Raw genomic sequence first — 26475 nt, 5'->3', positions numbered from 1 at the left:
CAGGTTGGAGCTATGCTATGTCAACACTTTTACAACGTGTCCATTCCACGCCGGGTCTGATGACACGCGTGCCCCAAAAACCTCTGAAGATCTCTGAGGTTCTGATTCATCGCATCTGTAATGCTTATTCGCCCGAGGAGGCGCGGCGTGAGGGGATCTATTATTGGCCTGAACCGCTGCCCACACCCTATCTTAATCAACTCGCAGATCCGCTGATTCTTTTTCCGACCGATCAACTCATCGATGCGACGCGCCGTCAGGCCCTGGTTCCTATGAGTATTGCAGAGATTCTGACGCGGCGCAATCCAGATCCTCGCCATCCTTCGCTCCAGATTCCCCTGGGCCTGATCGATCGCCCAGAGGTACAGCAGCGCGATACGCTCTTGATTGATCTGCGCGGCAGCAATGGAGGCTTGACGGGGGGCCCGTTGCTGATCGTTGGCTCACAGCATAGCGGCAAAGCTACGGCTCTACAGACGCTCTTGCTCTGGTTTGCTGTCCGCTATCGCTCAGCTCAGTTCCGCTGCGCGGTCATCGACCCTGGACACGATCTGGCCCCGTTTAAAGAACTCCCTCATCTACGCAATCTACAAGATGAGAGCCTGTGGACGGATGGAGAGACCGATGAGGATCTGTTGCGGGTAATTAAACGCTATCAAGCAATGCTCAGTCAACGTCGAGCTCTTTATCCTCGTCAACATTGGACTGAGGATACGCTTGATCAATTCTGGTCACAGGGCACTAAGATGCCTCTTCTCCTGTGTGTGATTAGCAATTATCAGCGCTTTCTCAAACGCCCACAGGCCTTGAGCGCCCTCCAGGAATTGGCAACGCTCGTCACAGATTCACAGGCATCAGGTGCCTATCTGGTCTTGACGACCAGCGAGGCCGGTATGTCCTATCTCCCACAGGATCTTGTCGCCAGGATGGGAACAAAGATCTACCTCTACCTCGATCCTTCACAACGTAGCAAGCTACTAGGCATCGAAAGAAGTATGGAGCCTATTCCTGGTCGTGGCCTATTGCTGACCCGTGACCGCCCTCTCAACGAGATTCAACTGGCCCTTCCAACGCGAGGAAGCAGTGAAAGTGAGCGCTATCAGCAATTAAGCTACGCCATAGAATGCTGTACAAACTCTTAAAAGTTTTGCCAAATTTACAAAACTTTTAAGAGTTTGTACAGCAGAGAAATTTCGGTCAATCAGCACAGTCAGGAGAAGAGAAAGAGAGCTCTACTTAATAGTATTTAATGCACAAAAGATCACATCTCCATTTTCAAGGCGATAAAACAGGTGCAGAGGATCGCTTGTCTCGCACATAAAGGTGTTACAGCAGAGAAAGGGCCATTGCTCTTCAAGAGTGAAGATGCAATGGCCCTTTCTTAACTAATCAGGTTAGAGTGTCTGGTGAGCTAACGATACCAATCGTCACCCACAAATTCCTGCGGTAAAAAGGCGCTTCTCTGTTGATCATCAGAACCACTTTGATTGTCGGACTGATTTTGACAATGTTGATGGTCCTGTTGTTGATCACAGTTATTTGACTTCTCTACAAAGACAGTATCAATCGCGGCATTGTTGGTTGGATCGCTATCACCAGGGGTGCCAACCGCAGCAACGGTTGTCAGATTGGGGATAGCATCGTGCGTCAGATCTCCACTTACCAGCAATGGCGGCAAGACCTGACCTGGTTCAACTGGATATGAACCAACATACGTCGCGGTGAGTTCAGCCGGTCCATCGCTGCTTGTGAGCTGTATATTCCAATGCTGACCTTGAGCCACAATATGCTGTAAGCCTAACGGTATCACATACGTGACCTGGATTGAATTGGGGATTACAACTGGACCAGCATAACTTGAAGCCCCAACCAGCAATTGATAATGAACTGAGTCGTGATCATGGAAGGTATTACCATGATCGTTCGTCAGTCTAATCCAAACGTCTGGAGGGAAGATTGATGTGAACGTCGGGCTCGGCGTCGCTTGTGGGCTCGGCTTTGCCGTCGGAATTGGCGTCGGCGTTGGTTTTGGCGGAACAACCACATAGACAGTATCAATGGACACGTTATTGAGAGCATTCGAATCGTCAAGCGCACTTACATTGGCTGCACAGGTTACCGAGGGATACCCTTGAGCTGTAAGAGTGCCTGTGACATTAAAGATGGGTAAGGTCTGACCCGCTAAGACAGGGTAAGCTCCCACATACGTCGCTGTAATGAAGGTTGGACTGACCGTCCCGTTGGTCTCAAATCTCCAATATGGGCTCTGGACTGGAACTAGATTGGTGAGACCGATGGGGAAGATCACAGTAGCTTTGATGCTCCCTGGCTTAAACTCTGTTCCAAGCAACTCCGTTACCGCCACGTTGTATGTCACATTCTGATCCACCTGATAGGTGTCTGACCCCTGATGGCTCAGCTTAATAGTAACATCAGGCAAGATGGGGGTTGGCGTCGCCGTTGGACTTGGAGTCGCTGTCGGGCTTGGGCTCGGTGTCGCCGTTGGGCTCGGTGTCGCCGTTGGGCTTGGTGTGGCCGTTGGGCTCGGCGTTGCTGTCGGGCTTGGGCTCGGTGTCGCCGTTGGGCTCGGTGTCGCCGTTGGGCTTGGTGTGGCCGTTGCCGTTGGGCTTGGTGTGGCCGTTGCTGTCGGGCTCGGTGTCGCCGTTGCCGTTGGGCTCGGTGTTGCTGTTGGCGTTGGGAGCAACAGGACCAGGATGGGATCGCTGGAGCTGTTGTTCAGCACATTCACATCATTGGGATCAGAGACCGTCGCCGTTGTCGTGACTACTGGGAAGGCGTCCTCATTGAGGGTGCCCACCACTGTGAAGCTCAACAGGTCTCCCGGTCCTACAGGCGAGGTGCCAGTATAGGTCGCCACAATCTGGCCCGGTGTGGGGCCACTCAACGAACTGGGGCTAAAGCTCCAATCGGTCCCGGAAGGCTGGATCGAGCTCAGGCCTGGAGGCATTGTAAAGACCACACTGATCTGGCCCGGCGTACTCTCCGTTCCAGACGAGACGTTCTGCACCGTCACATGATAGGTGACTTGGCTCCCCTGGGGCAGCGTCAATCCTCCATCATGGCTTAACGTCACCGCAAGATCCAATGGCTCTGGGGTTGCTGTTGGCGTCGGGCTCGGCGTTGGCGTCGGGCTTGGCGTGGCCGTCGGGCTTGGTGTCGCCGTTGGGCTCGGTGGGGCCGTCGGACTTGGTGTGGCCGTCGCCGTTGGGCTCGGTGTCGCCGTCGGACTTGGTGTCGCCGTTGGGCTCGGTGTCGCCGTTGGGCTCGGTGTCGCCGTTGGAGTTGGCGTGGCCGTCGCCGTCGGGCTCGGTGTCGCCGTCGGGCTCGGTGTCGCCGTTGGGCTCGGTGTCGCCGTTGGGCTCGGTGTCGCCGTTGGAGTTGGCGTGGCCGTCGCCGTCGGGCTCGGTGTCGCCGTCGGAGTTGGCGTTGGCGGCAAGCTAACAAAGACGGTATCATTCTGGCTATTATTCAGAATGTTAGTGTCTCTGGCATCAAAGATCGTAGCTGTACTTGTTACCTCTGGAACTGCGTCAGCGTTCAGTGTGCCAGTAACGGTGATCGATGGCAGGATCTGTCCTGGCGTTACTGGTGAGATGCCAGTATAGGTCGCCACTATCTGACCCGGCGTTGGACCACTCAGCGAACTGGGGCTAAAGCTCCAATCGGTCCCGGAAGGCTGGATCGAGCTCAGACCTGGAGGCAGCGTAAAGACCACGCTGATCTGACCCGGATTGCTCTCCGTTCCAGATGAGACGTTCTGTACACCGATATGATAGGTGATCGTATCACCCTGGGTAAAGTTCAATCCTCCGTCATGGCTTAAGGTCACCGCAAGATCCAATGGCTCTGGTGTTGCCGTCGGGCTTGGCGTCTCCGTCGCCGTTGGGCTCGGGGTTGGCGGCAAGCTGACAAAGACGGTGTCATTCTGACTATCGTTCAGAATGTTGGTGTCAGAGATGTCAATGACGGTGGCAGTTACTGTGACACCAGGCGCTGCATCAGCGTTCAGTGTGCCAGTAACGGTGATCGATGGCAAGGTCTGTCCTGGCGTTACTGGTGAAGTGCCAGTGTAGGTCGCCACGATCTGACCCGGCGTTGGACCACTCAACGAACTGGGGCTAAAGCTCCAATCGGTCCCGGAGGGCTGGATCGAGCTCAGACCTGGAGGCATTGTAAAGACCACGCTGATCTGTCCCGGATTGCTCTCCGTTCCAGATGAGACGTTCTGTACACCGATATGATAGGTGATCGTATCGCCCTGGTTGAGGCTTGCTCCTCCATCATGGCTTAACGTCACCGCCAGATCCAGTGGCTCGGGCGTTGCCGTTGGACTTGGTGTTGCCGTCGGACTTGGTGTCGCTGTCGGGCTTGGCGTTGCCGTTGGACTTGGTGTTGCCGTCGGAGTTGGCGTTGGCAGTGGGTTCAATGTGATTGGGTCAAACGACGTGTTATTGTTCGGATTGTTATCCCTTGCAGTAACAATAGTCGCGTTACTATTGATCAACGGAACCCCATTCACGGTGGTTGTGGCAAGAATTGTAATGGGCGGCAGATTGTCACCCGGATTAATAGTCAGACCTCCATTGTAGGTTGCAACAATCACTGCTGGACTTGGGCCGCTGATCACATTGGGGTTCAATGTCCAGCCTGGACCCCCAACGATGATATTGGCCAGACCAGGAGGCAAGACTGCTGTAATTGTGATAGGTTCTCCTTGTCTAACTGCACCAGTTCCCACGTTGCTAGAAGTGATCGTATAGCTGACGACATCACCTACATTAAAGGTATTTCCACCTGTGTGGGTAATGCTGACTGTGAGATCAGGTACGGTCGTTGGTGTCGGACCTGGTGTCTCCGTCGGAGTGGCCGTTGGGCTTGGCGTCTCCGTCGGACTTGGTGTGGCCGTCGGAGCTGGTGTCTCCGTCGCTGTTGGGCTTGGCGTTGGCGGCAAGCTGACAAAGACGGTGTCATTCTGACTATCGTTCAGAATGTTGGTGTCAGAGATGTCAATGACGGTGGCAGTTACTGTGACACCAGGCGCTGCATCAGCGTTCAGTGTGCCAGTAACGGTGATCGGTGGCAGGATCTGTCCTGGCGTTACTGGTGAGGTTCCCGTGTAGGTCGCCACTATCTGACCCGGTGTGGGGCCACTCAGCGAACTGGGGCTGAAGCTCCAATTGTTCCCAGAAGGTTGGATTGAGCTCAGTCCTGGAGGCAGCGTAAAGACCACGCTGATCTGACCCGGAGCACTCTCCGTTCCAGACGACACGTTCTGTACACCGATATGATAGGTGATAGCATCACCCTGGTTGAAGCTTGCTCCTCCATCATGGCTTAACGTCACCGCAAGATCCAATGGCACTGGCGTTGCTGTTGCCGTTGGGCTTGGCGTCTCGGTCGCGGTCGCCGTTGGACTTGGGGTCTCGGTTGGCGTCGCGGTCGGGCTTGGAGTCTCCGTTGCCGTTGGCGTGGGCGTTGGAAGCGCGTTTACCAGAATCGGATCAAACGACTGGTTATTTTCAGGATTGGTATCTCCCTTCGTGGCAATCGTGGCATTGGCGTTGATCACGGGCACTCCATCTACTGTGGTGGTCGCCGTAATTGTAATAGGTGGTAAGCTGTCGCCTGGATTGATCGTCTGCCCTCCCGTGTAGGTGGCCACAATCACGACTGGACTTGAACCACTGATCACATTGGGGCTAAAGCTCCAGCCTGAACCTGCCAGACCGATGCTCGTCAGACCCAGGGGCAGCACAATCGTTTCCGTGATTGGTTGACCTGCAATCACCGGACCGGCTCCGACATTGCTAGATGTCACCGTATAGGTGACCGGATCACCGACGTTGACGGTGTTCCCACCACTATTGCTAATCTGAATCGTAAGATCAGCCCCTGGTGTGGCCGTTGGACTTGGCGTCGCCGTCGGGCTGGGCGTCTCGGTCGCCGTCGCTGTCGGACTTGGCGTCTCCGTGGCCGTCGCCGTCGGGCTTGGGGTCTCCGTTGGTGTCGCCGTCGCGGTTGGACTTGGCGTTGGCGTGGGGAGCAACAGGACCAAAACGGGATCGCTTGAGCTGTCGTTCAGCACATTCACATCATTGGGATCAAAGACCGTTGCCGTGGTCGTGATTGCCGGGAAGGCGTCCCCATTAAGAGTACCAACCACCGTGAAGCTCAACAGGCCTCCCGGTCCTACCGGTGAGGTCCCCGTGTAGGTCGCCACAATCTGACCCGGCGTGGGGCCACTCAGCGAACTGGGGCTGAAGATCCAATTGTTTCCAGAAGGCTGGATTGAGCTCAAGCCTGGAGGCATCGTAAAGACCACGCTGATCTGACCCGGAGCACTCTCCGTTCCAGATGAGACGTTCTGCACCATCACATGATAGGTGACCTGGCTCCCCTCGGGTAGCGTCAATCCTCCATCATGACTTAAGGTCACCGCGAGATCCAATGGCTCGGGCGTTGCTGTTGCCGTCGCCGTCGGCGTTGCGGTCGCCGTCGCTGTTGGGCTTGGCGTCTCGGTCGCCGTCGCGGTCGGGCTTGGCGTCTCCGTTGCCGTTGGCGTTGGTGTTGGGAGCACGTTTACGAAAATGGGATCAAACGACTGGTTATTCTCAGGATTGGTATCTCCCTTCGTGGCAATCGTGGCATTGGCGTTGATCACTGGCACTCCATCTGCTGTGGTGGTGGCAGTAATCGTAATTGGAGGTAAGCTATCGCCTGGATTGATCGTCTGCCCTCCCGTGTAGGTGGCCACAATCACGACTGGACTTGAACCACTGATCACGTTGGGGGTAAAGCTCCAGCCTGAACCTGCCAGACCGATGCTCGTCAGACCCAGGGGCAGCACAATCGTTTCCGTGATTGGTTGACCTGCAATCACCGGACCGGCTCCGACGTTGCTGGCCGCAACCGTATAGGTGACCGGATCACCAACATTGACCGTGTTACTGCCGCTATTGCTAATCTGGATCGTCAGATCAGCTCCTGGTGTGGGCGTTGGACTTGGGGTCGCCGTTGGGCTGGGCGTCTCGGTCGCCGTCGCCGTCGGACTTGGCGTCTCCGTTGCCGTCGCCGTCGGACTTGGCGTTGCTGTCGGGCTTGGTGTCTCCGTCGCGGTCGGCGTTGGCGTGGGGAGCAACAGGACCAGGACGGGATCGCTTGAGCTGTCGTTCAACACATTCACGTCACTGGGATCAAAGACCGTTGCTGTTGTCGTGATTGCCGGGAAGGCGTCCCCATTGAGGGTGCCAACCACTGTGAAGCTCAACAGGTCTCCCGGTCCTACCGGCGAGGTGCCCGTGTAGGTCGCCACAATCTGACCCGGTGTGGGGCCACTCAGCGAACTGGGGCTGAAGCTCCAATTGTTTCCAGAAGGCTGGATTGAGCTCAAGCCTGGAGGCATCGTAAAGACCACGCTGATCTGACCTGGAGCACTCTCCGTTCCAGACGAGACGTTCTGCACTGACACATGATAGGTGACCTGGCTCCCCTCGGGTAGCGTCAATCCTCCATCATGGCTTAAGGTCACCGCGAGATCCAATGGCTCTGGCGTTGCTGTTGGCGTCGCCGTCGGCGTCTCAGTTGCGGTCGCTGTTGGTGTGGCCGTCGGGCTTGGTGTCGCTGTCGGACTGGGCGTCTCCGTGGCCGTCGCCGTCGGGCTTGGTGTGGCTGTTGCTGTCGCCGTCGCGGTTGGACTTGGCGTTGGCGTGGGGAGCAACAGGACCAGGACGGGATCGCTCGAGCTGTCGTTCAGCACATTCACATCATTGGGATCAAAGACCGTCGCCGTGGTTGTGACTGCCGGGAAGGCGTCCCCATTGAGGGTGCCGACCACGGTAAAGTTCAAGGTGTCTCCTGGTCCTACCGGCGAGGTTCCTGTGTAGGTCGCCACGATCTGACCCGGTGTGGGACCACTCAGCGAACTGGGGCTAAAGCTCCAATTGTTCCCAGAGGGTTGGATTGAGCTCAAGCCTGGAGGCATCGTAAAGACCACGCTGATCTGGCCCGGCGTGCTCTCCGTTCCAGACGAGACGTTCTGCACCGTTACATGATAGGTGACCTGGCTCCCTTCGGGTAGCGTCAATCCTCCATCATGGCTTAACGTCACTGCGAGATCCAGTGGCTCTGGTGTTGCTGTTGGCGTCGCCGTCGGCGTCTCAGTTGCGGTCGCCGTCGGGCTTGGCGTTGGTGTTGGGAGCAACAGGACCAGGATGGGATCGCTCGAGCTGTCGTTCAGCACATTCACATCATTGGGATCAAAGACCGTCGCCGTGGTTGTGACTGCCGGGAAGGCGTCCCCATTGAGGGTGCCAACCACCGTGAAGCTCAAAAGGTTTCCTGGTCCTACAGGCGAGGTCCCCGTATAGGTCGCCACGATCTGACCCGGTGTGGGACCACTCAGCGAACTGGGGCTAAAGCTCCAATTGGTCCCGGAAGGCTGGATTGAGCTCAAGCCTGGAGGCATCGTAAAGACCACGCTGATCTGACCCGGCGTGCTCTCCGTTCCAGACGAGACATTCTGCACCGTTACATGATAGGTGACCTGGCTCCCTTCGGGTAGCGTCAATCCTCCATCATGGCTTAACGTCACTGCAAGATCCAATGGCTCTGGCGTTGGTGTCGGCGTGGCCGTTGGTGTCTCGGTCGCCGTTGGTGTCTCGGTCGCCGTGGCCGTCGGGCTTGGCGTCGGCGTTGGCAATAGGTTAATGGTGAGTGGATCAAAGGACTCATCATTAGTCGCATTTGTATCGCCAGCGACAAAGACACTGGCACTTGCGTTAAGGAGAGGAGCACCCAGGATCGTTGCGGTACCGGTAATAGTAATAGGTGGCAGACTGGCGCCAGGATTAATGGTCTGACCACCAGTATAAGTAGCAATAAGCACACTGGGACTGGAACCAGGTGAAGAACTGGGAGCAAAGCTCCAACCTGATCCTGTTAATTGGATATTATCGAGTCCTGGTGGCAACACCACTGTAATTGAAATGGGATTGCCTGGATCGATAGGACCAGCATTCGCGGCATTGCTTGAGCTAATGGTATAGGTAATCTGATCACCAACATTGAACGTATTTCCTCCACTGTTGGTCAGGCTAATGGACAGATCTGGCCCTGCTGTTGGAGTAGGGCTCGGAGTTGGAGTAGCCGTTGGGCTTAGCGTTGGCGTCGGGCTTGGCGTTGCCGTTGGGCTTGGCGTTGGCGTCGGAGCAGCAGAGACAAAAACGATATCATTCTGGTTGTTATTGCTACCATTCGTATCGTTGATATCCGTCAGATTCGCGCTAACGACAAAAGGCGATAGTGCTTGATTATTGAACGTGCCCGTTACAAGAATCGGAGGCAGACTGGCCCCGGGCCCCACAGGACCGGTTCCATTATAGGTAGCTTCAACCTGAGCTGGACTGGAACCAAACACAGTAATAGGCGTAAGAGTCCAATTACTTCCAGTCGTAGTGATTGAACTCAACCCTGGCGGTATGGTAAAGAGAACATGAATAGCTCCAGGGTTCGTCTCTGTTCCAGACGAGACATTCTGTACCTGTATGCTATAAGTGATCGATCCTCCGATCGTAAAATTCGAGCCCCCCGTGTTTGTTACACCGACACTGAGATCTAATGGTGCAGGTGTTGGGGTAGGAGTATTCGTTGGACTGGGAGTTGGAGCCGGTGTAATCGTCACCGTCACCTGAGATGTATTGTTCCCCGCATTACTATCACCGAGGGCACTTACACTTGCCGTCGTCGTAAGCGAAGACGGGGCACTCCCATTGACAGTTCCCGTAATCGTAATGAGTGGTAACTGATCCTGCGGCCCAACTGGATAAGATCCCGTATAGGTAGCAGTGATTAACGTAGGACTATCTGTCGGACCCGAAGGCACAAACGTCCAACCAGAAGGAGCGCTGGCCTGCGCATCGCTCAATCCAGGGGGGATCTGATAGACCACCTGGATCGGGCCCGGGGCAATCACAGATCCACTCGCTGAGACGTTCTGCACCTGCACCGTATATGAGGCTTGATCACCTACTTGATAGCTGGGAGCAGAAGGGGTCTGAGTAATTTGTAGGTCGGGAGGAGCAGTAAAACCCACATCGAAGGTATGATCATTCTCACCCGGGGTGTGTGGATTCACAATCATCTGAGGATAATTATCATTACCAATTGGCAGAGCGACATTGGGCAACAATGCCTTTGAATCGGCAACATGATTAACGATATCAGCATTAGCAATCGTCAAAGAGTAGCCAGCCAGTGGACCGCCCGCAGTATAATCGGCTGGATTATCCAGTTTGATGATATAGCCGGTGTAAGGGTTGAGACCGCCACTTACATTACTACTATTAAAGTAGTATTCACCAGTCGGGCTGGTAGTCGTGGTTCCAAGCAGGGTATTGTCCGTACTATAAAGATGGACGGTTGCCCCACTGATATTTGCTTCACCAGGATCTTGAATTCCATTGCCGTTGGCATCAATCCAGACGCGATTACCAATCTCAAATGGTGCGGATTGGCAGAAAGCTACAAGTGATCCAAGACCACTGGATTTACCAAAGGTATAGTAATTATTTGCATAGATCTGGTAGCCGCTGGAGGTATTGCCAGTTGTATTATCGAACTCACGAATACCACCACTAAAGATATTATCGGTTGGATCATAGGTTGTCATATCGACATCCGAAAAACCGGGGATCTGGAGGACACCACCGATTGTGACGTAGTCATGATAGGGATCAAAGTTCTGATTGAAGTAGAACTCACCTCCACCAGGGCCTTTCCCATTATTAGCCTGACCAGTAACGCCACCACATGTGCCATTATTCTCGATGGTCCAACCGTCTGCAAGATCGCCGGGCGTGGTCTGACAGGCGCGCAAGGTATCACCAGCAGTAATACCATTGAGAGTATAGTCCAGGCCAGGGTATGGACTATTAAAGCCCAACTGATCACCATAGCGATCACGCAAGCCTAGAATCATATCGCCATTGTCAAACGCGAGGCTACTCAACATCGGTTGAGGATAGGTAGGATACTGGCTTCCTAGTTGATAACCAGTTAAGCCAGGGTGCCAGGGATTCCAGGCTGCTGGATGATGGCTGTTAAGATCGCCAGTCACATTACAATCGGTTTCGTATGCATTATTCGCGCAATGTCGTGTATAATCCAGCGGCAGTGTAAAGACTGGCGCGGGATTAAAACTGGAGAATGCTGGATTAAACGCATACACAAAGGCATTTAATTTACTGGTATCACCAAGGGTGCTATTATCGGCTGGAACGGTTGATTCAGCCGAACAGACGGCACCAACATAGATCAGATTATCGTATGCGGTCACCGCAAACGGTCGGAAATCGTCAGGAGCACAGACCGAAGGGTCCGGCTGGGGGATACCATAGGAGACGATTCCACTCAGAACGGGGGGGTTGTTGGGAGCTGGCTGGCTGGGCTCACCCAGACCAATGCTATAAAGCCGTTTATCAAACAGGTTGACGGCATAGAGCTTTGAATCATCCTCTGCCATTGCCAGACCACCAATCCCAACCTTACCAATCTGGTCGTAAGAATTGGGGTCCTCATAATAATCTGGGGAAGATCCACGCGGATCTGCTCCTGCATTTAGCGTCACAAACGGTGTGGAATTGACGCTAACGGTCGATGGATCTGCATTGGAGACGTTGTTTAATAGATAGATGGCTCCAGGGTCACCCTGCAACGCTGCATGTCGCTTGAGGAAAGATGCAGCAAACAGACTATCTGAAGCTCGCCGATAAGCCAGACCCCAGGTAGAGCCAATTTGATTCGCTGTCGCGATAGCACTATGAAGGGCTGGATCGTCGCCCGACGCATCATGGTTAAAACGGACCAGAATCCCTGCATCGCTCGGAGCATTATAGCTCAAAACATAACAGCTTGTGGCCAGAAATGGATTGGCCTGACAATAATTACCTGGACGGGCTAATGCAAAATTGATGGCACCCGTCGTCGAGCTATCAGCAAAAGCAACAGTAGTTCCAGCCGAACTTCCATGTGCTGAGGGCTGATAACCAACAAGTTGAGCTACTGTTGAGGTCGCACCAAAATTACTAATCTGGATACGTACTGCTCCAACAGTTTCTGGAATTGACAGGACATATCCACCCAATTGAGATCCTTGAGTCGCAGTGGTAGTACTTGCAACAAGCACATTGGTGCTACTAAATGCTCGAACTACAACACCGTTCAACCCGGGCTCGCGAGCGTCCTGCGTCCCATTCTCGTTAAAATCATCGAAGACGACGCCACTTACGGTATACGTCGTCTGTAGAGATCTGGCATGTGCCGGCGTGCTAAATACGGTAAACACACTGGTAAGTTGACCAGCAAAGATCAACATACACAATAATGCACGCCAGAATTGCCGTAGAGCTGGCAGGCGGTCCAACAGAGGACGCCTCACAGTCATACGTTGGTGCATCACTTACAACCCTTCTTCCATATTGCAACAATGGTAGACTTCCCAACAAAAGCTGCTTAATCTGTGAAGACGAGATATTTGCCTCTACACAGGAATATATATATCAGGCCCAGATTGGGTAGTTCAAATCAAGTATACAAGTAAGAAATAATCTATAATTTCTATCTTTTATTAATACCGTAAAAGCTCTTTGTGTGTATCAACGTGCAAGCTCTCAGCCATCACGACGCGTATGCTTCATTACCAGGGCATGTTTTCGGCCCTCTTCCCTTCGGAGGTGATAGAGAATGATGGGGGGGGGATTTTTATGAACATCTTGAATGATAGGGACATTTCAAGAACATCATGAATGATGGGCCCTCCTCTCATACAATAAATTGCATCTCAAAAGCTATTTATTGCATAATCCTGTAGAGCCCATCATTCATGATGGCCGTCGTGACCCACTCTGCCTTATTTCACCCTTTTGACCACTCTACCAGGGGCTTCCCGTATTTGGAAGCGACGGCGAATGGTGATTGTTGTTATTATTATTGTTGTTCTGATTGTTCTGGTTGTTCTGGTTCTGATGATTATTATTCTGATTGTTCTGTTGGGGGTGTTGCACAAAGATTGTATCAATGGCAACATTATTGCTGGGATCACCATCCCCAGTTGACTCAACCAGAGCAGTATTGGTCAGACGCGAACTCGCATCATTCGTTAATGTTCCGCTTACCTGAATGGTGGGAAGCGCTTCTCCAGATGGAATAGGATATGAGCCAATATAGGTAGCGGTCAGCACTGCGGGCCCAATTGAACTGGTCAAATGAATATCCCAACCGGAGCCTGCTGCAGAGAGGTCTTTAAAGCCTACAGGAAGTACATCGGTTACGATGATCGAATTGGGAACATATTCAGTTCCGCCTGTAAGCTCACTGCTCACCTCTAATTGATAGGTGACAGTATCGCCAACGGTAAAGTTCTCTCCCTTAAGATGGGTCTTTACAATCGAAAAATCTGGAAAAGGCTCAAACGTTGGTGTTGGCGTCGGGATAATTGTTGGCGTTGGCGTTGGTGTAGAGATGAGAACAGGCACAACTTCAATCGTATGAGTTGCGACATTCTCATTATGCTGACTTTTATTTTGGGGAGCATTTACTCCAGCTGTATCTGTAATCGACCCAGCAGCAGCAGCAGTAACTGTCCCCGTCAGATCAATCAGCGGTAAAATGGTTCCACCTTCTATGGGATAAACACCATGGTAGATAGCAACCAGCGTCGCAGGACTTGTAGTTGAGGTCATAGAAATTGACCAGTCGGTTCCAGATGCTACAAGATTGCTTAACCCGACTGGTAGCACATCTACAAGGGTTAGAGAGCCAGGTATGGTCAATGGCCCGGCACCAGATGTATTCCAGACTTTAAATTGATAGTCGACTTGCTGACCAACGATATAAGTACCGCCTCCCAGATCGCTCCTGGTCACTTGCAGATCAGCGCTATACACAGTTGGAGGTTCTGGTGTCTGAGTAGCAGTGGGCTCAATAGGGGCAGAGGTATGAGTTGGAACAGGAGTCTCATTTGAGGTCAAGACTGGCGTCAATATCGGCCCTGTGGGTGGATTCAATAGCGCAGTTGGCGTTGGATTAACGGTCTCCGTCGGGGCTACGGTCGGGATTACCGCTTCTGTTGGGACTGCCGTCGGGCTCGCCACCTCTGTTGGGACTGCAGTGGGGCTCGCCGTCTCTGTTGGGATCGCCGTCGGGCTCGCCGCCTCTGTTGGGATCGCAGTGGGGCTCACTACTGCCGTTGGGCTCGCCGTCTCTGTTGGGATCACCGTTGGGCTTACCGCCTCTGTCGGGATCGCCGTGGGAGATGACCCTGACAAAGAGATTACGAAATTATTTGAGGTACTGTTATTTGTAAAATTACTATCATCAACACTTGCTACTCGAGCGCTAAGAGCATACGGCCCAACGACAGTTCCATCTGGAGTCGCCTGAATTGTAAAGGATGAGTCGCTAGCACCGGCATCCAGAGAAGCAAAATAACTGGCCGTAATTGTAGCAGGGCTCGTTGTGCCAGCTACCTGAACTGTACTCCAATTACTACTGGCAGAGGCACTTATCCCCGTTAATCCCTGTGGGAGCGTCACCGTTAAGTTAATAGGATTACTCTCTACAGAGGTACCGTTGTTACTAATAGTGATCGTAAAGGTCACTGGTTGACCAACAGAGAATGCACTACTGCTAGCGGAAGAGACGACTGAGATATCTGGCCCTGGCGTTGGAGCAACATCACCATGCTTGAGCACCCTGATTGTATTATGGATTGTACTATGCTTCATAGCCCTATGCTGCTTAGCCTGTGCAGGTTGACCAGCAGCTACCACAAGATTGCTTACCAGAAGGCCCTGTCCACTACATAACAAGATGCAGAAGAGCCAGACTTGTAACCACACACGAGAACGGGCAAAAATAATCGGTTGATGCATCACATAAGACCCTTTACAAACTAGGAAACCATACTAAATGCGCGCAATCAGACGCCTGATTTTATCTTACAAATTAACCAAAAAAATCATTCAACAAGCGTTGTATAGACAACCAGCCGTAAAGTCGTCTGATGTTGGGAAGGAACCCAGCGGCCAGCACAGGTAATGAGATTGAGAAAGGAGCCGTCTTTATTACTAAAAATCTCATCCAATGGAGCCTGATCAGGAGCATAATTAGCCATTTTCGTCACACGAAAACGCTTTGTATGGCCTTCTTTATCCTGCACAGTCACAAGATCGCCAAGATGTAGATTACGTAGATTCCAAAATACAGCAGGTAGGCCTCCTGGCTTATCCAGGTGTCCATCAATTACCGCGCTTCCCACGGTTCCGGGTAAAGATCCCTTGTTATACCATCCCACCCCTCCCCATTGATCCTTCGTTGGCACATCCATCGCCCCGGTAGCGGTCAAGCCGACCTGTTCAACAGGAGCATCTAGTTGAATCGAAGGAATAATAAGATGTGCATTAGACATATCAAGCACAGAACTGCTTACCACTTGAGTACTGCTAGTGCTATATTCCCTTGTTCGATTGTCAGGAGAGTGCTGCACAAATAAAAACTGGCTCAGACCCCAGACGCCAAAAGAAAGACTGACGAGCAAAAAACAGAGGGCACAGAAAAACCACATACGTTGTCTGTTCTGCATACGGTTAACGCTCCTCCCTTCTCAAAACATGTTTGTCTCTGCTCTCCATACAGTGGCTATACACACGTGCTTTGATGACATGACTTGACTTGATAAAGCTACCAACTGGCTAAAGAAAGCTCAGCGAGAGAAAACTGCACGATTGCTCGCTCTCACTGAGCAGTGTGACGGATACTTTCTTACGAAAATATCCGTCTTGACTGTACAGCAGCTATATCCCCTCGATGTCTATATCACTGGGGCTACCAGTATATGGCAGGCTGGGGCTATGACTGTTGTTACTGTTGTTGTTGTTGTTGTTATTATTGTTGTTGTTGTTATTCTGGTTGTTCTGATGGTTGTTGTTCTGGTTGTTCTGATGGTTGTTATTCTGGTTGTTGTTATGTGGCTCAACAGCCTGAACAAACACCGTATCAGTCGTCGAAGGATCTGGATTGAGATTGCCCGGGGTATCAACCGTTGCCGTATCGGTAACACTTGGTACACCTTCATTGGTCACAGTAGCTGTGATCGTAAACGGAGGCAGTGTCTCACCAGGTTGAATCGGGTAATAGCCCGTATACAGAGCTGTTACCACCGCTGGACTGGTCTTGTTACTAACGGTGAAAGCCCAATTATGATCAGGCGACTGTGCCTCAATATTGGTTTCGCCGGTTGGAATAATATCCGTTACAGTAATCGGATTCGGTGAGACAACTGGTCCAGAATACGGCAGATTGCTTACGACAAACACGTAGGTCACCTGATCGCCAGCTTTGAAGTCCTGTCCATCAAGATTGGTTTTTGCAATCGTCAGGTATGGAGCTGTTGGCGTTGGCGTCTCATATGGCGTTGACTGCGGTGTTCCATATGGCGTTGACTGCGGTGTTCCATATGGCGTTGACTGCGGTGTTCCATATGGCGTTGACTGCGGTGTTCCATATGGTGTTGACTGCGGTGTTCCATATGGCGTTGACTGCGGCGTTCCATATGGCGTTGACTGCGGTGTTCCATATGGCGTTGACTGCGGTGTTCCATATGGCGTTGACTGCGGCGTTCCATATGGCGTTGCTGTTGGCGTTCCATATGGTGGTGGTGCTAACGGTGAGATGTAGATCGTATCTACTGCCGTGTTTCCACTTGCCGAGCTAGGATCATCAGATGAGGTAACAACCGCAGTGTTCGTAAAGGTTGCCTCAGCAGACGAAGTCAGCACACCGGTCAGAGTAATTGGGCTTAACACCTGACCAACTGGTACCGGATAGGTTCCCGTGTAAGTTGCAGAGATGACCGCCGGGCTGGTTGTCGAACTCACACCAAAGCTCCAATTATCGCCACTAGCAACAATTTGAGCAAGACCAACCGGGATAATATCCGTCACAGTAATAGTTTGTGACTCAGCAGTACCTGCGGCTGAGTTGGTGGCTGTAATAATATAGGTGACCGTCTGGCCAATACTATAGGTATCACCTCCCGTATTTGTATCGGTGACAGTCAAGACCGGTTTCGATGGTGCAGGAGTACTGGTGCTGTTCAGGCTTACAGGAACATTAGAGACTGTAGGCGTGCTTGTAGCTCCAGCAGTCACAGTCCCTGTTGTGATCGGAGTGCTTGTAGCTCCAGCAGTCACAGTCCCTGTTGTGATCGGAGTGCTCGTATCCGTTGCTGTTGCCGTTGCGATCGGAGTACTCGTATCCGTCGCCGTCACAGTTGCATCCAAAGGAACAGCCGTAGAATTTACACTCACATCAACATTGGCAGCATTATTTTGCAGATTAGCATCTCCATTGACCAGCACAGTTGCGGTGTTGGTTAATAGATTCAAGCTTCGGCTGGTAGCCACACCTTGAATAGTAATCAATGGCAATGCTGCACCACTGGGAAGAGGATATGCTCCAGTATAGAGAGCAGACAACTGTGCAGGGCTCGTAGTAGCGGTAAGCAGTACGTTCCAACCGCTCCCACCATAGGTGATATTCGTTAAGCCAAGAGGAATAGTATCAGAGATAGCAATCGGGGTTCCAGTTGTAATTGCAGCCCCCAGATTGGTTACACTGAGCGCATAGCTCACGGTATCGCCCACATGGTAGCTAGAAGCACTGGGAGAAAGGCTAATGGTCAGATCAGGGGTAGTTGGCGCGACAGCCGCTCGGCCTGCTGGCGAAGCCTTTTTAACGCCCTTCAGCGTTGAGGAGGAAGGCTTGCTCGCCGAAGCATGGCTCGGAGAGGCCTTAGCACCTGTATGAATTTTGGCCCCAGGTAGTTTGACGGTGGTTTTAGTGCTCACCTTTGCCGCAGGGTGAGCGCCATTTGTCTGAGAGGCAGCCTGGGCAGTCATCTCAGGAAGCATGACGGCCAGCACCGTAAACTGGCAGCCCAATAGCATTACACTGAGCAATAAGGCTCGAATTAGCGAGCCGGGTTGTGCTAAAAACTTTCTAGCACTGTTTGGTAGATGCATCACTCAACACCCTTCTTCCGTTATAGTAATTATTGGAGAAAGTCACGAACTGCATGTATAGGGCAACAAAGAGATTATGTGTTTTTATCTACATAAGAGACGTACATCCGTATCATGCTAGTTCAAATCGAGTATACACACTACCACCAAAACAACGCTTGCATGGCTTTAAGCTCTTTTTATTGATATGTTTAGTTTCTCTATCATCATTAACACCTCCTCCAGGCACCTTGACAGCCCTCCAGATCAGTGGTATAACTACTCAGATCTAAAAATGAGAATGATTATCATTATTAGGTCGACCTAAGATAGACATATACATAGAGGAGGACTGAATTATGGGCGAGCATCTCAATCGGAACGCCCAGGCGGTGCTAGAAGTGGTGAGGGCCACGGAGGCTCATCCCACTGCGCTCGATGTCTATACCAGTGTGAAACAGATCCGGCCTCATATTGGATTGGCCAGCGTCTATCGTATCTTGCACACCCTTGCGGAACAGGGTCTTATCAAAGAGCTCGGGCGTAATGATGAGGGATGCCGCTATGATGCCCATCTCGAGCGTCATGATCATGCCATCTGCACGCAGTGTGGTGCTCTATTAGATATACCTGTTGAGATCAGTCTTCCACTAGAAGCATTACAACAGGCTTCGGCGGCGGCTGGCCTGACATTACACTCTCATGAGTTGAGGCTTTATGGGCTCTGTGCCACGTGTCAGCGACAGAATTGCTCACAGAACCAGGAGCATTTCGCTCAAGTAGATTAATGAAGAGGAGTATGGGTCTATGTCGTATGAGTTTGACAAGAAAACCTTTGCCGTTGAACAGAGTCCAGCTATTGAAGATAAAGCGACCAGTCCTACTGAGTTACATGATACACAAGAAAATACCATTGTGCCTTCAAATTCGGTACGCGAAGAGATCCGAGAGATCTTCAAAGCCATTCGCCAGAATGACGATACCTCACACAATTTTCTCCTCCGTGTAGTACAGCCTGGGCTGGCTGGTCTGATGGACGGCTCAGTCTCGACATTAGCGCCCATCTTTGCAACCGCATTTGTCAGCCATAGCAACTTTGCAACATTCCTGGTAGGCATGGCATCCGCTACTGGTGCAGGCATCAGTATGGCCTTTTCAGAGGGTTTATCGGATGATGGAGCGTTGACGGGACGAGGAAATCCAGCCGTTCGCGGAGCCATTACAGGCATTATGACGTTTATCGGTGGAGCTCTTCATACCCTCCCTTTCCTCATTCCCAATATCCAACTTGCTCTGTGGATCGCTTATCTCGTGGTTGCAGTTGAGCTTGTGCTTATCGCTGGCATCCGCCACCGCTACTTTGGAACCAGATGGAGTATCTCAGTATTACAGGTAGTGGGTAGTGGCATTCTAGTCTTCCTGGCTGCATATATTTTCGGCAATGCTTAGACATTCTTAGACATTGCCCGGCTCTGAAAACTATTTGCTCGGACCATCCGTGGCATGCTTAGACATTGTCCGGCTCCGAAAACTATTTGCCTGTCCCACCCGTGTACATTATGATATGAGGTTGATCATTCTGGCACATTGTTTTCTCAGCGCCGATAGCGAGGATAAGAGATGGATAGACTGGACGATTCGCTAGCCCCTATGGTGGTTCCTCTCCAGGCTGGCACCGTAGCTGGCTTTGTAGCCACGGTTCCTATGACTGCATTTATGTTGATAATGCACCAGCTACTACCCGGCTCGCAGCAATATGAGCTTCCACCAGAAGAGATTGTAGAAGAAATAATCGAACGAGCTGAAGTACGCGGGTCAGTAGGGAAGCCTCAAATCCTGGGAATCAGCCTGGCTGCTCACTTTAGCTATGGCTCTGGTATGGGCTCACTGTATAGCATTCTGATGCAAAAGCTCAAATGGCCTCCTATCTTAAAAGGCTCACTCTTTGGACTGGGCATCTGGATGCTAAGCTATCTAGGCTGGCTCCCATTGGGTCGCTTCTCTGCCGCTGCGCCCAAAGAGTCTGCCAGGCGCAATCTCCTCATGATTATTGCCCATCTGATCTGGGGGGCAACGACCGGAATAGTTGCGGATCAGCTTGAACTGTACATATAATACTACAGGGCAGGCTCTTCTTGCGCCTGACAATCCTATCTGCAATGGTCTCTCAATACATTAATCATAGGCAATCCGGACCTTTGTGTAAGCAAGCGAGGTTCGATAAAACTCTTTGTCTTTCTCATGCGTACTATAAACAAGGGAAGTAGTTTTAAAATATAAAATCTTCTGCTTCCAATCAATGATAACGATAAATAGAAAGAAAAGGATATATCACAGTATGGAGCTAAGTGTCGCTAATAATACTGTCTATCTGAGTATCCAATTTCCTTATCTTATCGCCCTTGTGGTCATTATTGTTCTGATTATGGTACTCAAAAGACGTTAAGAAGAGTTATCAAGAAACATAACAATCATAAAGAAGAGCATAGGGCTTCTGTTCTCGCTCAGATTGACCTCAAGGGTGTAATCAACTACAATATGTAGTATGATTATACATGGCGATAAACAGGCACTATGCCTGTTGTATATATGAGGAGGACAAATGCATATTCGTAAAGCCGTCATGCCTGTGGCCGGGTTGGGGACACGTGTACTTCCCGCCACAAAGGTGGTGCCCAAAGAGCTACTCCCCATCGTCGATAAGCCCACGCTCCAATACATTGTTGAGGAAGCAGTTACTGCCGGGATTGAAGAGATTATTTTTGTTACCAGCCGCAGCAAACGTGCGATTGAAGATCATTTTGATGCCTTCCCCGAGTTGGAACAGGCATTAGAACACAAAGGCAAAAAGAAGGAGCTTGAGGCCCTACAGCAGCTCCAACAGGCCGCTAAATATATCTCTGTCCGCCAGGTAGAGCCTTTAGGATTGGGGCATGCAGTTCTCTGCGCGAAAGAGTTAGTGGGGAATGAGCCGTTTGTGGTGATGCTGGGCGATGAGATCTTTGCACCTGAGACGCCACCTCTGGCTCGTATGTTAGAGGTCTTTGAGGAGCAACAGAAGACGGTTCTCTCTCTCTTTAGCGTTCCGCGCGAGCAGATCCCTTCCTACGGTATTGCCTCTGTCGAGGATAAAGGCGCTGGCATTTTACAGGTGCAGGGATTGGTTGAGAAGCCACCTATTGAGGAAGCGCCCTCTGATCTGGCTGTTGCTGGTCGCTATATTTTGACTCCCGATATCTTTGCGATTATTGAGAAACTGGAGCCCGGTCGTGGTGGAGAGATTCAGTTGACCGATGCCCTCCAGGTGCAGGCTCAGGCTGGCAATTGCTACGGCATCCACTTTAAAGGGCAACGATACGATATGGGCAATCCTTTAGGCCTTCTCACAACCTCTATCGCCTGGGGACTGCGCCGACCTGAACTGGCACCTGCCCTACGCGATTATATGCGCCAGGTGTTGAAGGAAGATTAACCTCTTTTCAGCGCGGCAAGTCATAAACGCGGGCCCTTCATCATCCACAATACATTGCCAGATGATGAAGGGCCCGCGTTTATGACTGCTGTGGTACAACGGCTTATGCGTTTTTAAGTGGAACCTCGACGGTGCCATCCTCCCCGCATGAATGGAAGGTCAGCTTATCAGCACTCTTGATTATGTCGGCACAGGAATTGATCGTCGTAGAGTTTGCAGGACGTGGCGCAATACTATGCTGGACGGCTTCGCTTACTTTACAAGTGCCTGCCTGCTTCTGCACTGTAAAAGCACGAGTAGTCAGGGTATCAATGCCACCGACAACAAACATCATGGTCGCACTCTGACAACTTTGAAAGGCTTTCCAGAAACAGTTACTCACATCGCCAGGTGCTTGCTGAGCGTCAAGCGAACCATTGGGCCGAACCGATACCTTGCCACAGTTCTGTCCAACAATCGTGATCCCGGCTGTGGTGGTAATGGGGACGGCTGTAGTTGCAGTAGGCGTGGGCGTGGGTGATGCAGATCCCTCTCCCTGAGCACCGCAGGCCACCATACTCAGAGCTATCACAAGACAGATACAGGCAAACAGGAGATGAGATATATAAGAGCGTAACTGCATGTTCATAACAAAGATCCTTCCAGGTAATCAAACTACATCACCATTATAGACGTATTTAAGAATGAAAAGTTCCCAACATGTGAAGGCAAGGCTTGAAGCCTGGAGTGGTATAATTATTGTCGAGTATACTAGAAAATACACGTTTATGATAAATACTTAAAATGCAGCCTCACAGAGTAGTAAGGAGAGATTAAACATCTATGCGTATACTTATTATCGGTGGTTCAGGGCTTATTAGCACAGCAATTACCCGTCAGCTTGTGCAGTGTGGAGAGAATGTTACGCTTTATAATCGTGGCAAAAGCCCGCTGAGAATTGAGGACAAGGTTCAACATATCCAGGGCGATCGACGAGACTTTGCTGCCTTTGAAAAACAAATGAGCGATGCCGAACGCTTCGATTGTATTATTGATATGGTCTGTTATACACCCGAAGAAGCCAATAGCGCCGTCAGGGCCTTTAGTGGTCGCACAGGTCAATATATCTTTTGTAGCACCGTCGATGTGTATACACGGCCAGCCGATGGCTATCCCTATTATGAGAATAGTCCTCGCAATCCTCGCAGCGAATATGGGAAGAATAAAGCCCACTGTGAAGATATTTTTCTTCAGGCCCATCGACAGGGAAAGTTCCCCGTAACTATTCTGCGGCCTGCTCATACCTACGGCGAGGGCGGCTCCATCATCCACACATTGGGCTGGAGCACAACGTATCTGGATCGTATTCGCAAGGGAAAACCCATTGTGGTTCACGGCGATGGAAATTCACTCTGGGTCTCCTGTCATGTCGATGATGTCGCTCGCGCCTTTGTGGTCGCAGCAGGAAAGCAACAGACGATTGGCCGCTCATATCATCTCACGGGCGAAGATTGGCGCTCCTGGAATCGCTACCATCAGCAGGTTGCGGAGGCTCTTGGCGCTCCTGATCCACAACTGGTCCATATTCCCACTGAGCTCCTGGCGCGTATCGCCCCCAAACGTCTGGATACGACGCTCTTCAATTTCCAGTTTAGCAATATCTTTGACAATACGGCTGCCCGCAACGAACTTGATTTTCGCTATACGGTTCCCTGGCTCGATGGGGTTCGCCGTACGGTCGCATGGCTGGATGAGCATAACCGGATTGAGAATAGCGATAATGATCCCTTTGATGATCAGGTTATTTCTGCCTGGCAGCGCCTTAGCACACAGATGATTCAGGAATTAGAAGGGTTAGCATAGAAATACAGGGCAGAGATTGACTTGCCAATCTCTGCCCTGTACCCAACTGCTCATACGAGCAAGGAACTTAGTAGATGATAATCCCCTGATTAAGATCCATGTAGTTATAGACCCACTGCATGCTTGCTGTAGGCATATTGACGCAACCGTGTGATCCAAAATTGGCAAATGAGTCACCGCCTGAGTCAATATGCGGATAATTCATGCCGGGACCGTAATCAGCGCGCCACCAGCTATCGTGAATGTAGTATTCGCCACTATGATACATGATGTCATAGTTGATATGGGTATCAGGGTAGTAGCCGTCCTGACCCGGCTTCACACCAGATTTAAAGGTGTCTGGAGCTCGTTTTACCTCCGACCACCAGCAACCGGCCAGACTGGGACGATCGGGGCGGCCAGTTGTCACATAAAATGAATTGACGAGCTGACCATCGTTATAGACGCGCATCACTTGCTCAGAGAGGGAAACGACAATAACCTTGCCAGAGGTTCGACCACAAGACTGCATCAACTGGGCGTCAGTGGCATGAGGCTGATTATAGGGGGTCTTGTCGTTGAAATTGGTCGTCATCGCCTGAAAGTTGGTCAGGTACATATTCAGATCATCGACAGCTTGCTGATAATCCTCTAACTTCTGAGCATTCTTGATCCGATCATCGGCCAATCCTCCACTCCCCAGATCTCCATATTCAAAACCCAGTGGATAATCTTTATTGTCGTAGTCATTATGATGCGTATGTTGCTGGCCCCAGGTAGAGACCTCATCTTTTAGCTTTTTCTGCAAGCTCAATGCTTCAGCCTTTTTCTCGGGAAGTTTAATTCCATCGATGTGGCCGTTGAGAGTGGTCAGAGCCGTATTGTAGGTAGCGACCGTCTTTGCTGCCTGTAAGGCCTGCTGGTCGGAGGTATATTGCTGCTGATAGGTCGTAACATCGCCATCAGATTGCTGCATCTGCGTAATCAATTGCTGAAACGCTTGCAATTGGGTTGTTCCTTGTTGTTGAAGATTGGCATCCGGGGTTGGTAGGGGCGTGGGAGTAGGAGTGGGGGTGGGAACGGACTGACCACCTGAAGCGATTCCACCACCAGGTATCGAACAGGCTGCCATGACCAGACTGACCAGCGTCATCGAGACTATCAATGTCAGCAAATGCTGGGAGATTCGTTTCTTCGGCATCATCCAATGTGTTTTCATTTCTTTTTCATCCTTGGCAAGATATGCGAATACTTGAGAATACCTATACATTACGATGAGACATCGGCATATAACAATTTTTAATCAGCAATTTTTCATGTTTTTTGAAAATCTAGCAGGATTTATCATTAGATCTCTATATTATAATCGTTCAGATTCACCATTTTGTTGCGCTCTTTGGGATATCGTCTGAATTTTAGTCTGAATTTTAGTCTGAATTTTACAATGTAGTCTGCTCTCTATTTGATGGTGCTCTCCTCCCCTCCACTAGTAATAACGCATTACGGTGTATAAACGTGTCCAGATAAGCAATTTTGGTCTCAGGATCTATTTTTAATACTACAGGCAGGATACCTCAAAGCATCTCTTATTTTCTCCACTCTTCTGACTCTATCACCCCTCACTTAATGCGTAGCCTCCCTTCTGACTCTATGGCCTTTCGCTTAGAGCTTATCCGAAAACCATAAACCAGATCTCTGACTGAACGCTGGCTATGCGGAGGCTTTGGCAAGAGGACAGGATATCATCAGAATAGTTCTTTCTCTGATTGCTCATGACGGAAATGATGAGGGAAGGTAACGCTCTTTGACTGTTTCAAGCAACTGTTCCAGCGTCTTGTGATTGACGAGATAAAATACCTGTTTCCCCAGACGACATTCCTCCACCAATCCTGCCTCACGCAGCTCCTTGAGATGGTACGACAACTTCGAGGTGGAGATGTTTTCGAGCTTTGGCTGCACATCCAGATAGGGGCAGACCGCATGAGGAAGCTGAGGGTGAGGGGACGAGACACACGAAGCGTCACGCCCTTTCGCCAGAATATCCAGAATCTGTAACCGTATCGGATCGCTCAGCGCCCGCGCGATTTTTGCCAGCATTGCTCTCTTTTCCTCTTCCATACCTTTCAGTATAGCACATGTTCGCTTGACATTCCAACATAAGTTGGAGTATCATCCGAACATTCCAATGTAAATTGGAATGTCTCTTGAGAGAAACGCAGGATTGCTTCTCTTGCAGTTCTCAAACGACGCGAGAGTATTTGAGGATACCTGTGAAACGTATCAGACAAAAAGAAAGAGAAGAATGATGAACAGATTTTCTGACAAGATTGTGCTGATCACCGGGGGAAGTACTGGTATTGGACTGGCAACTGCCCTGGCCTTTGCTCGTGAAGGAGCTACCCCTGTCATTGCAAGTCGTCGAGCCGACGAAGGGGAGAAGATCATCGCTTTGCTCCAGGCTCAAGGAGCGAAGGCCAGTTTTTTCCAGACTGATGTCACCGTTGAAGCCGAGGTGAGACGATTATTTGAGCAGATCATGGCTCGCTATGGCCGTCTCGATATTGCTTTCAACAACGCTGGTTACGAGGGGACACGAAGCCCGGTACACGAACTGCACGAGACAGATTGGGATGCCACTATCAACGCGAATCTCAAAGGCACCTGGTTGAGCATGAAATACGAAATCCAGCAGATGCTCGTGCAGGGAAGCGGCGTCATTGTCAATATGGCAGCCAATCTTGCCTACATCGGTCTGCCTCAGATGGGAGCTTACAGTGCTGCCAAAGCAGGTATCCTGGCCTTAACCCGCGTTGCTGCGCTCGAAACGATCAGATCAGGGGTTCGTATCAATGCAGTGAGTCCGGGATCGGTTGGGACTCCAATGGCGGAGCGTCTGTTTGGGTCGTTGGAAAACCAGCAACGCATGCGTGGCTCTCTTATGCCCATTGGTCGTGTTGGCACGCCCGAAGAAGTTGCGACTGCGGTCCTCTGGCTCAGTTCTCCCGAAGCTTCGTTTGTCGTCGGTCAAGATATCGTCATCGATGGCGGCCTCATCATTCAATAAGAGCTGTCTGATCGGGTTCCTGTCAGGAGAAATCAGCCAGG

At 51.1% G+C, this 26475-nt stretch carries 14 protein-coding genes; 7 read left to right on the top strand and 7 right to left on the bottom strand.

All coding sequences use genetic code 11. The features are described from left to right. Positions 1 to 17 precede the first annotated feature (17 nt). Positions 18 to 1142 carry an FtsK/SpoIIIE domain-containing protein gene (locus tag EL628_RS03340; protein WP_126578376.1) on the top strand — a complete coding sequence of 375 codons (1125 nt, stop codon included), beginning with the start codon at positions 18 to 20 and terminating at the stop codon, positions 1140 to 1142. Positions 1143 to 1411: 269 nt separating this feature from the next. Here the strand turns inward: EL628_RS03340 and EL628_RS30215 are convergent, their stop codons facing one another. The 4 genes from EL628_RS30215 to EL628_RS29690 all read right to left on the bottom strand — a co-directional run bounded on the left by EL628_RS30215 (position 1412) and on the right by EL628_RS29690 (position 18098). Beyond that, positions 1412 to 12472, bottom strand: a complete 11061-nt coding sequence (locus EL628_RS30215; RefSeq protein ID WP_126578375.1) for an SdrD B-like domain-containing protein — start codon at positions 12470 to 12472, stop codon at positions 1412 to 1414. 475 nt (positions 12473 to 12947) lie between these two features. Next, positions 12948 to 14948 carry a DUF11 domain-containing protein gene (locus EL628_RS03330; protein ID WP_126578374.1) on the bottom strand — a complete coding sequence of 667 codons (2001 nt, stop codon included), beginning with the start codon at positions 14946 to 14948 and terminating at the stop codon, positions 12948 to 12950. 86 nt (positions 14949 to 15034) lie between these two features. Then, complete coding sequence (locus EL628_RS03325; protein ID WP_126578373.1) at positions 15035 to 15658, bottom strand: class F sortase; 624 nt, start codon at positions 15656 to 15658, stop codon at positions 15035 to 15037. A 211-nt stretch (positions 15659 to 15869) separates the two neighbouring features. Continuing rightward, a complete protein-coding gene (locus tag EL628_RS29690; protein WP_161975242.1) occupies positions 15870 to 18098 on the bottom strand; it encodes a DUF11 domain-containing protein in 2229 nt (742 codons plus the stop codon). Between the two features lie 338 nt (positions 18099 to 18436). Between EL628_RS29690 and EL628_RS03300 the strand changes: the two genes are divergently transcribed. The 4 genes from EL628_RS03300 to galU all read left to right on the top strand — a co-directional run bounded on the left by EL628_RS03300 (position 18437) and on the right by galU (position 21549). Then, positions 18437 to 18865 (top strand): Fur family transcriptional regulator, encoded by a 429-nt coding sequence (locus tag EL628_RS03300; protein WP_126578372.1) that lies wholly within the window; start codon positions 18437 to 18439, stop codon positions 18863 to 18865. Positions 18866 to 18884: 19 nt separating this feature from the next. Further along, positions 18885 to 19526 carry a VIT1/CCC1 transporter family protein gene (locus tag EL628_RS03295; protein ID WP_161975241.1) on the top strand — a complete coding sequence of 214 codons (642 nt, stop codon included), beginning with the start codon at positions 18885 to 18887 and terminating at the stop codon, positions 19524 to 19526. Between the two features lie 171 nt (positions 19527 to 19697). Then, a complete protein-coding gene (locus EL628_RS03290) occupies positions 19698 to 20192 on the top strand; it encodes a DUF1440 domain-containing protein (protein ID WP_126578371.1) in 495 nt (164 codons plus the stop codon). 487 nt (positions 20193 to 20679) lie between these two features. Continuing rightward, positions 20680 to 21549 carry a UTP--glucose-1-phosphate uridylyltransferase GalU gene (galU, locus tag EL628_RS03285; protein ID WP_126578370.1) on the top strand — a complete coding sequence of 290 codons (870 nt, stop codon included), beginning with the start codon at positions 20680 to 20682 and terminating at the stop codon, positions 21547 to 21549. Between the two features lie 103 nt (positions 21550 to 21652). On the opposite strand, the gene EL628_RS03280 is transcribed toward galU, so the two are convergent. Beyond that, positions 21653 to 22177, bottom strand: a complete 525-nt coding sequence (locus EL628_RS03280; RefSeq protein ID WP_126578369.1) for a hypothetical protein — start codon at positions 22175 to 22177, stop codon at positions 21653 to 21655. Positions 22178 to 22371: 194 nt separating this feature from the next. On the opposite strand from EL628_RS03280, the gene EL628_RS03275 reads away from it, so the two are divergent. Continuing rightward, on the top strand, positions 22372 to 23391 hold the full coding sequence (locus tag EL628_RS03275) for an NAD-dependent epimerase/dehydratase family protein (RefSeq protein ID WP_126578368.1): 1020 nt from the start codon (positions 22372 to 22374) through the stop codon (positions 23389 to 23391). A 67-nt stretch (positions 23392 to 23458) separates the two neighbouring features. Here EL628_RS03275 and EL628_RS03270 read toward each other — a convergent pair whose 3' ends face one another. Together EL628_RS03270 and EL628_RS03265 are read right to left on the bottom strand one after the other, a co-directional pair. Then, on the bottom strand, positions 23459 to 24589 hold the full coding sequence (locus EL628_RS03270; protein ID WP_161975240.1) for a L,D-transpeptidase: 1131 nt from the start codon (positions 24587 to 24589) through the stop codon (positions 23459 to 23461). A gap of 551 nt (positions 24590 to 25140) precedes the next feature. After that, the gene (locus tag EL628_RS03265; RefSeq protein ID WP_161975239.1) at positions 25141 to 25467 is read right to left on the bottom strand and encodes an ArsR/SmtB family transcription factor; all 327 of its coding nucleotides are present in this window, start codon (positions 25465 to 25467) and stop codon (positions 25141 to 25143) included. 205 nt (positions 25468 to 25672) lie between these two features. On the opposite strand from EL628_RS03265, the gene EL628_RS03260 reads away from it, so the two are divergent. Then, the gene (locus EL628_RS03260) at positions 25673 to 26434 is read left to right on the top strand and encodes an SDR family oxidoreductase (protein WP_218028861.1); all 762 of its coding nucleotides are present in this window, start codon (positions 25673 to 25675) and stop codon (positions 26432 to 26434) included. Positions 26435 to 26475 lie beyond the last annotated feature (41 nt).

Source organism: Tengunoibacter tsumagoiensis (genome assembly GCF_003967535.1).
Classification (GTDB): Bacteria; Chloroflexota; Ktedonobacteria; order Ktedonobacterales; family Ktedonobacteraceae; genus Tengunoibacter; species Tengunoibacter tsumagoiensis.
The sequence above is the reverse complement of the archived record's forward strand: the minus strand, read 5'-3'. Positions and strand labels throughout refer to the sequence as shown.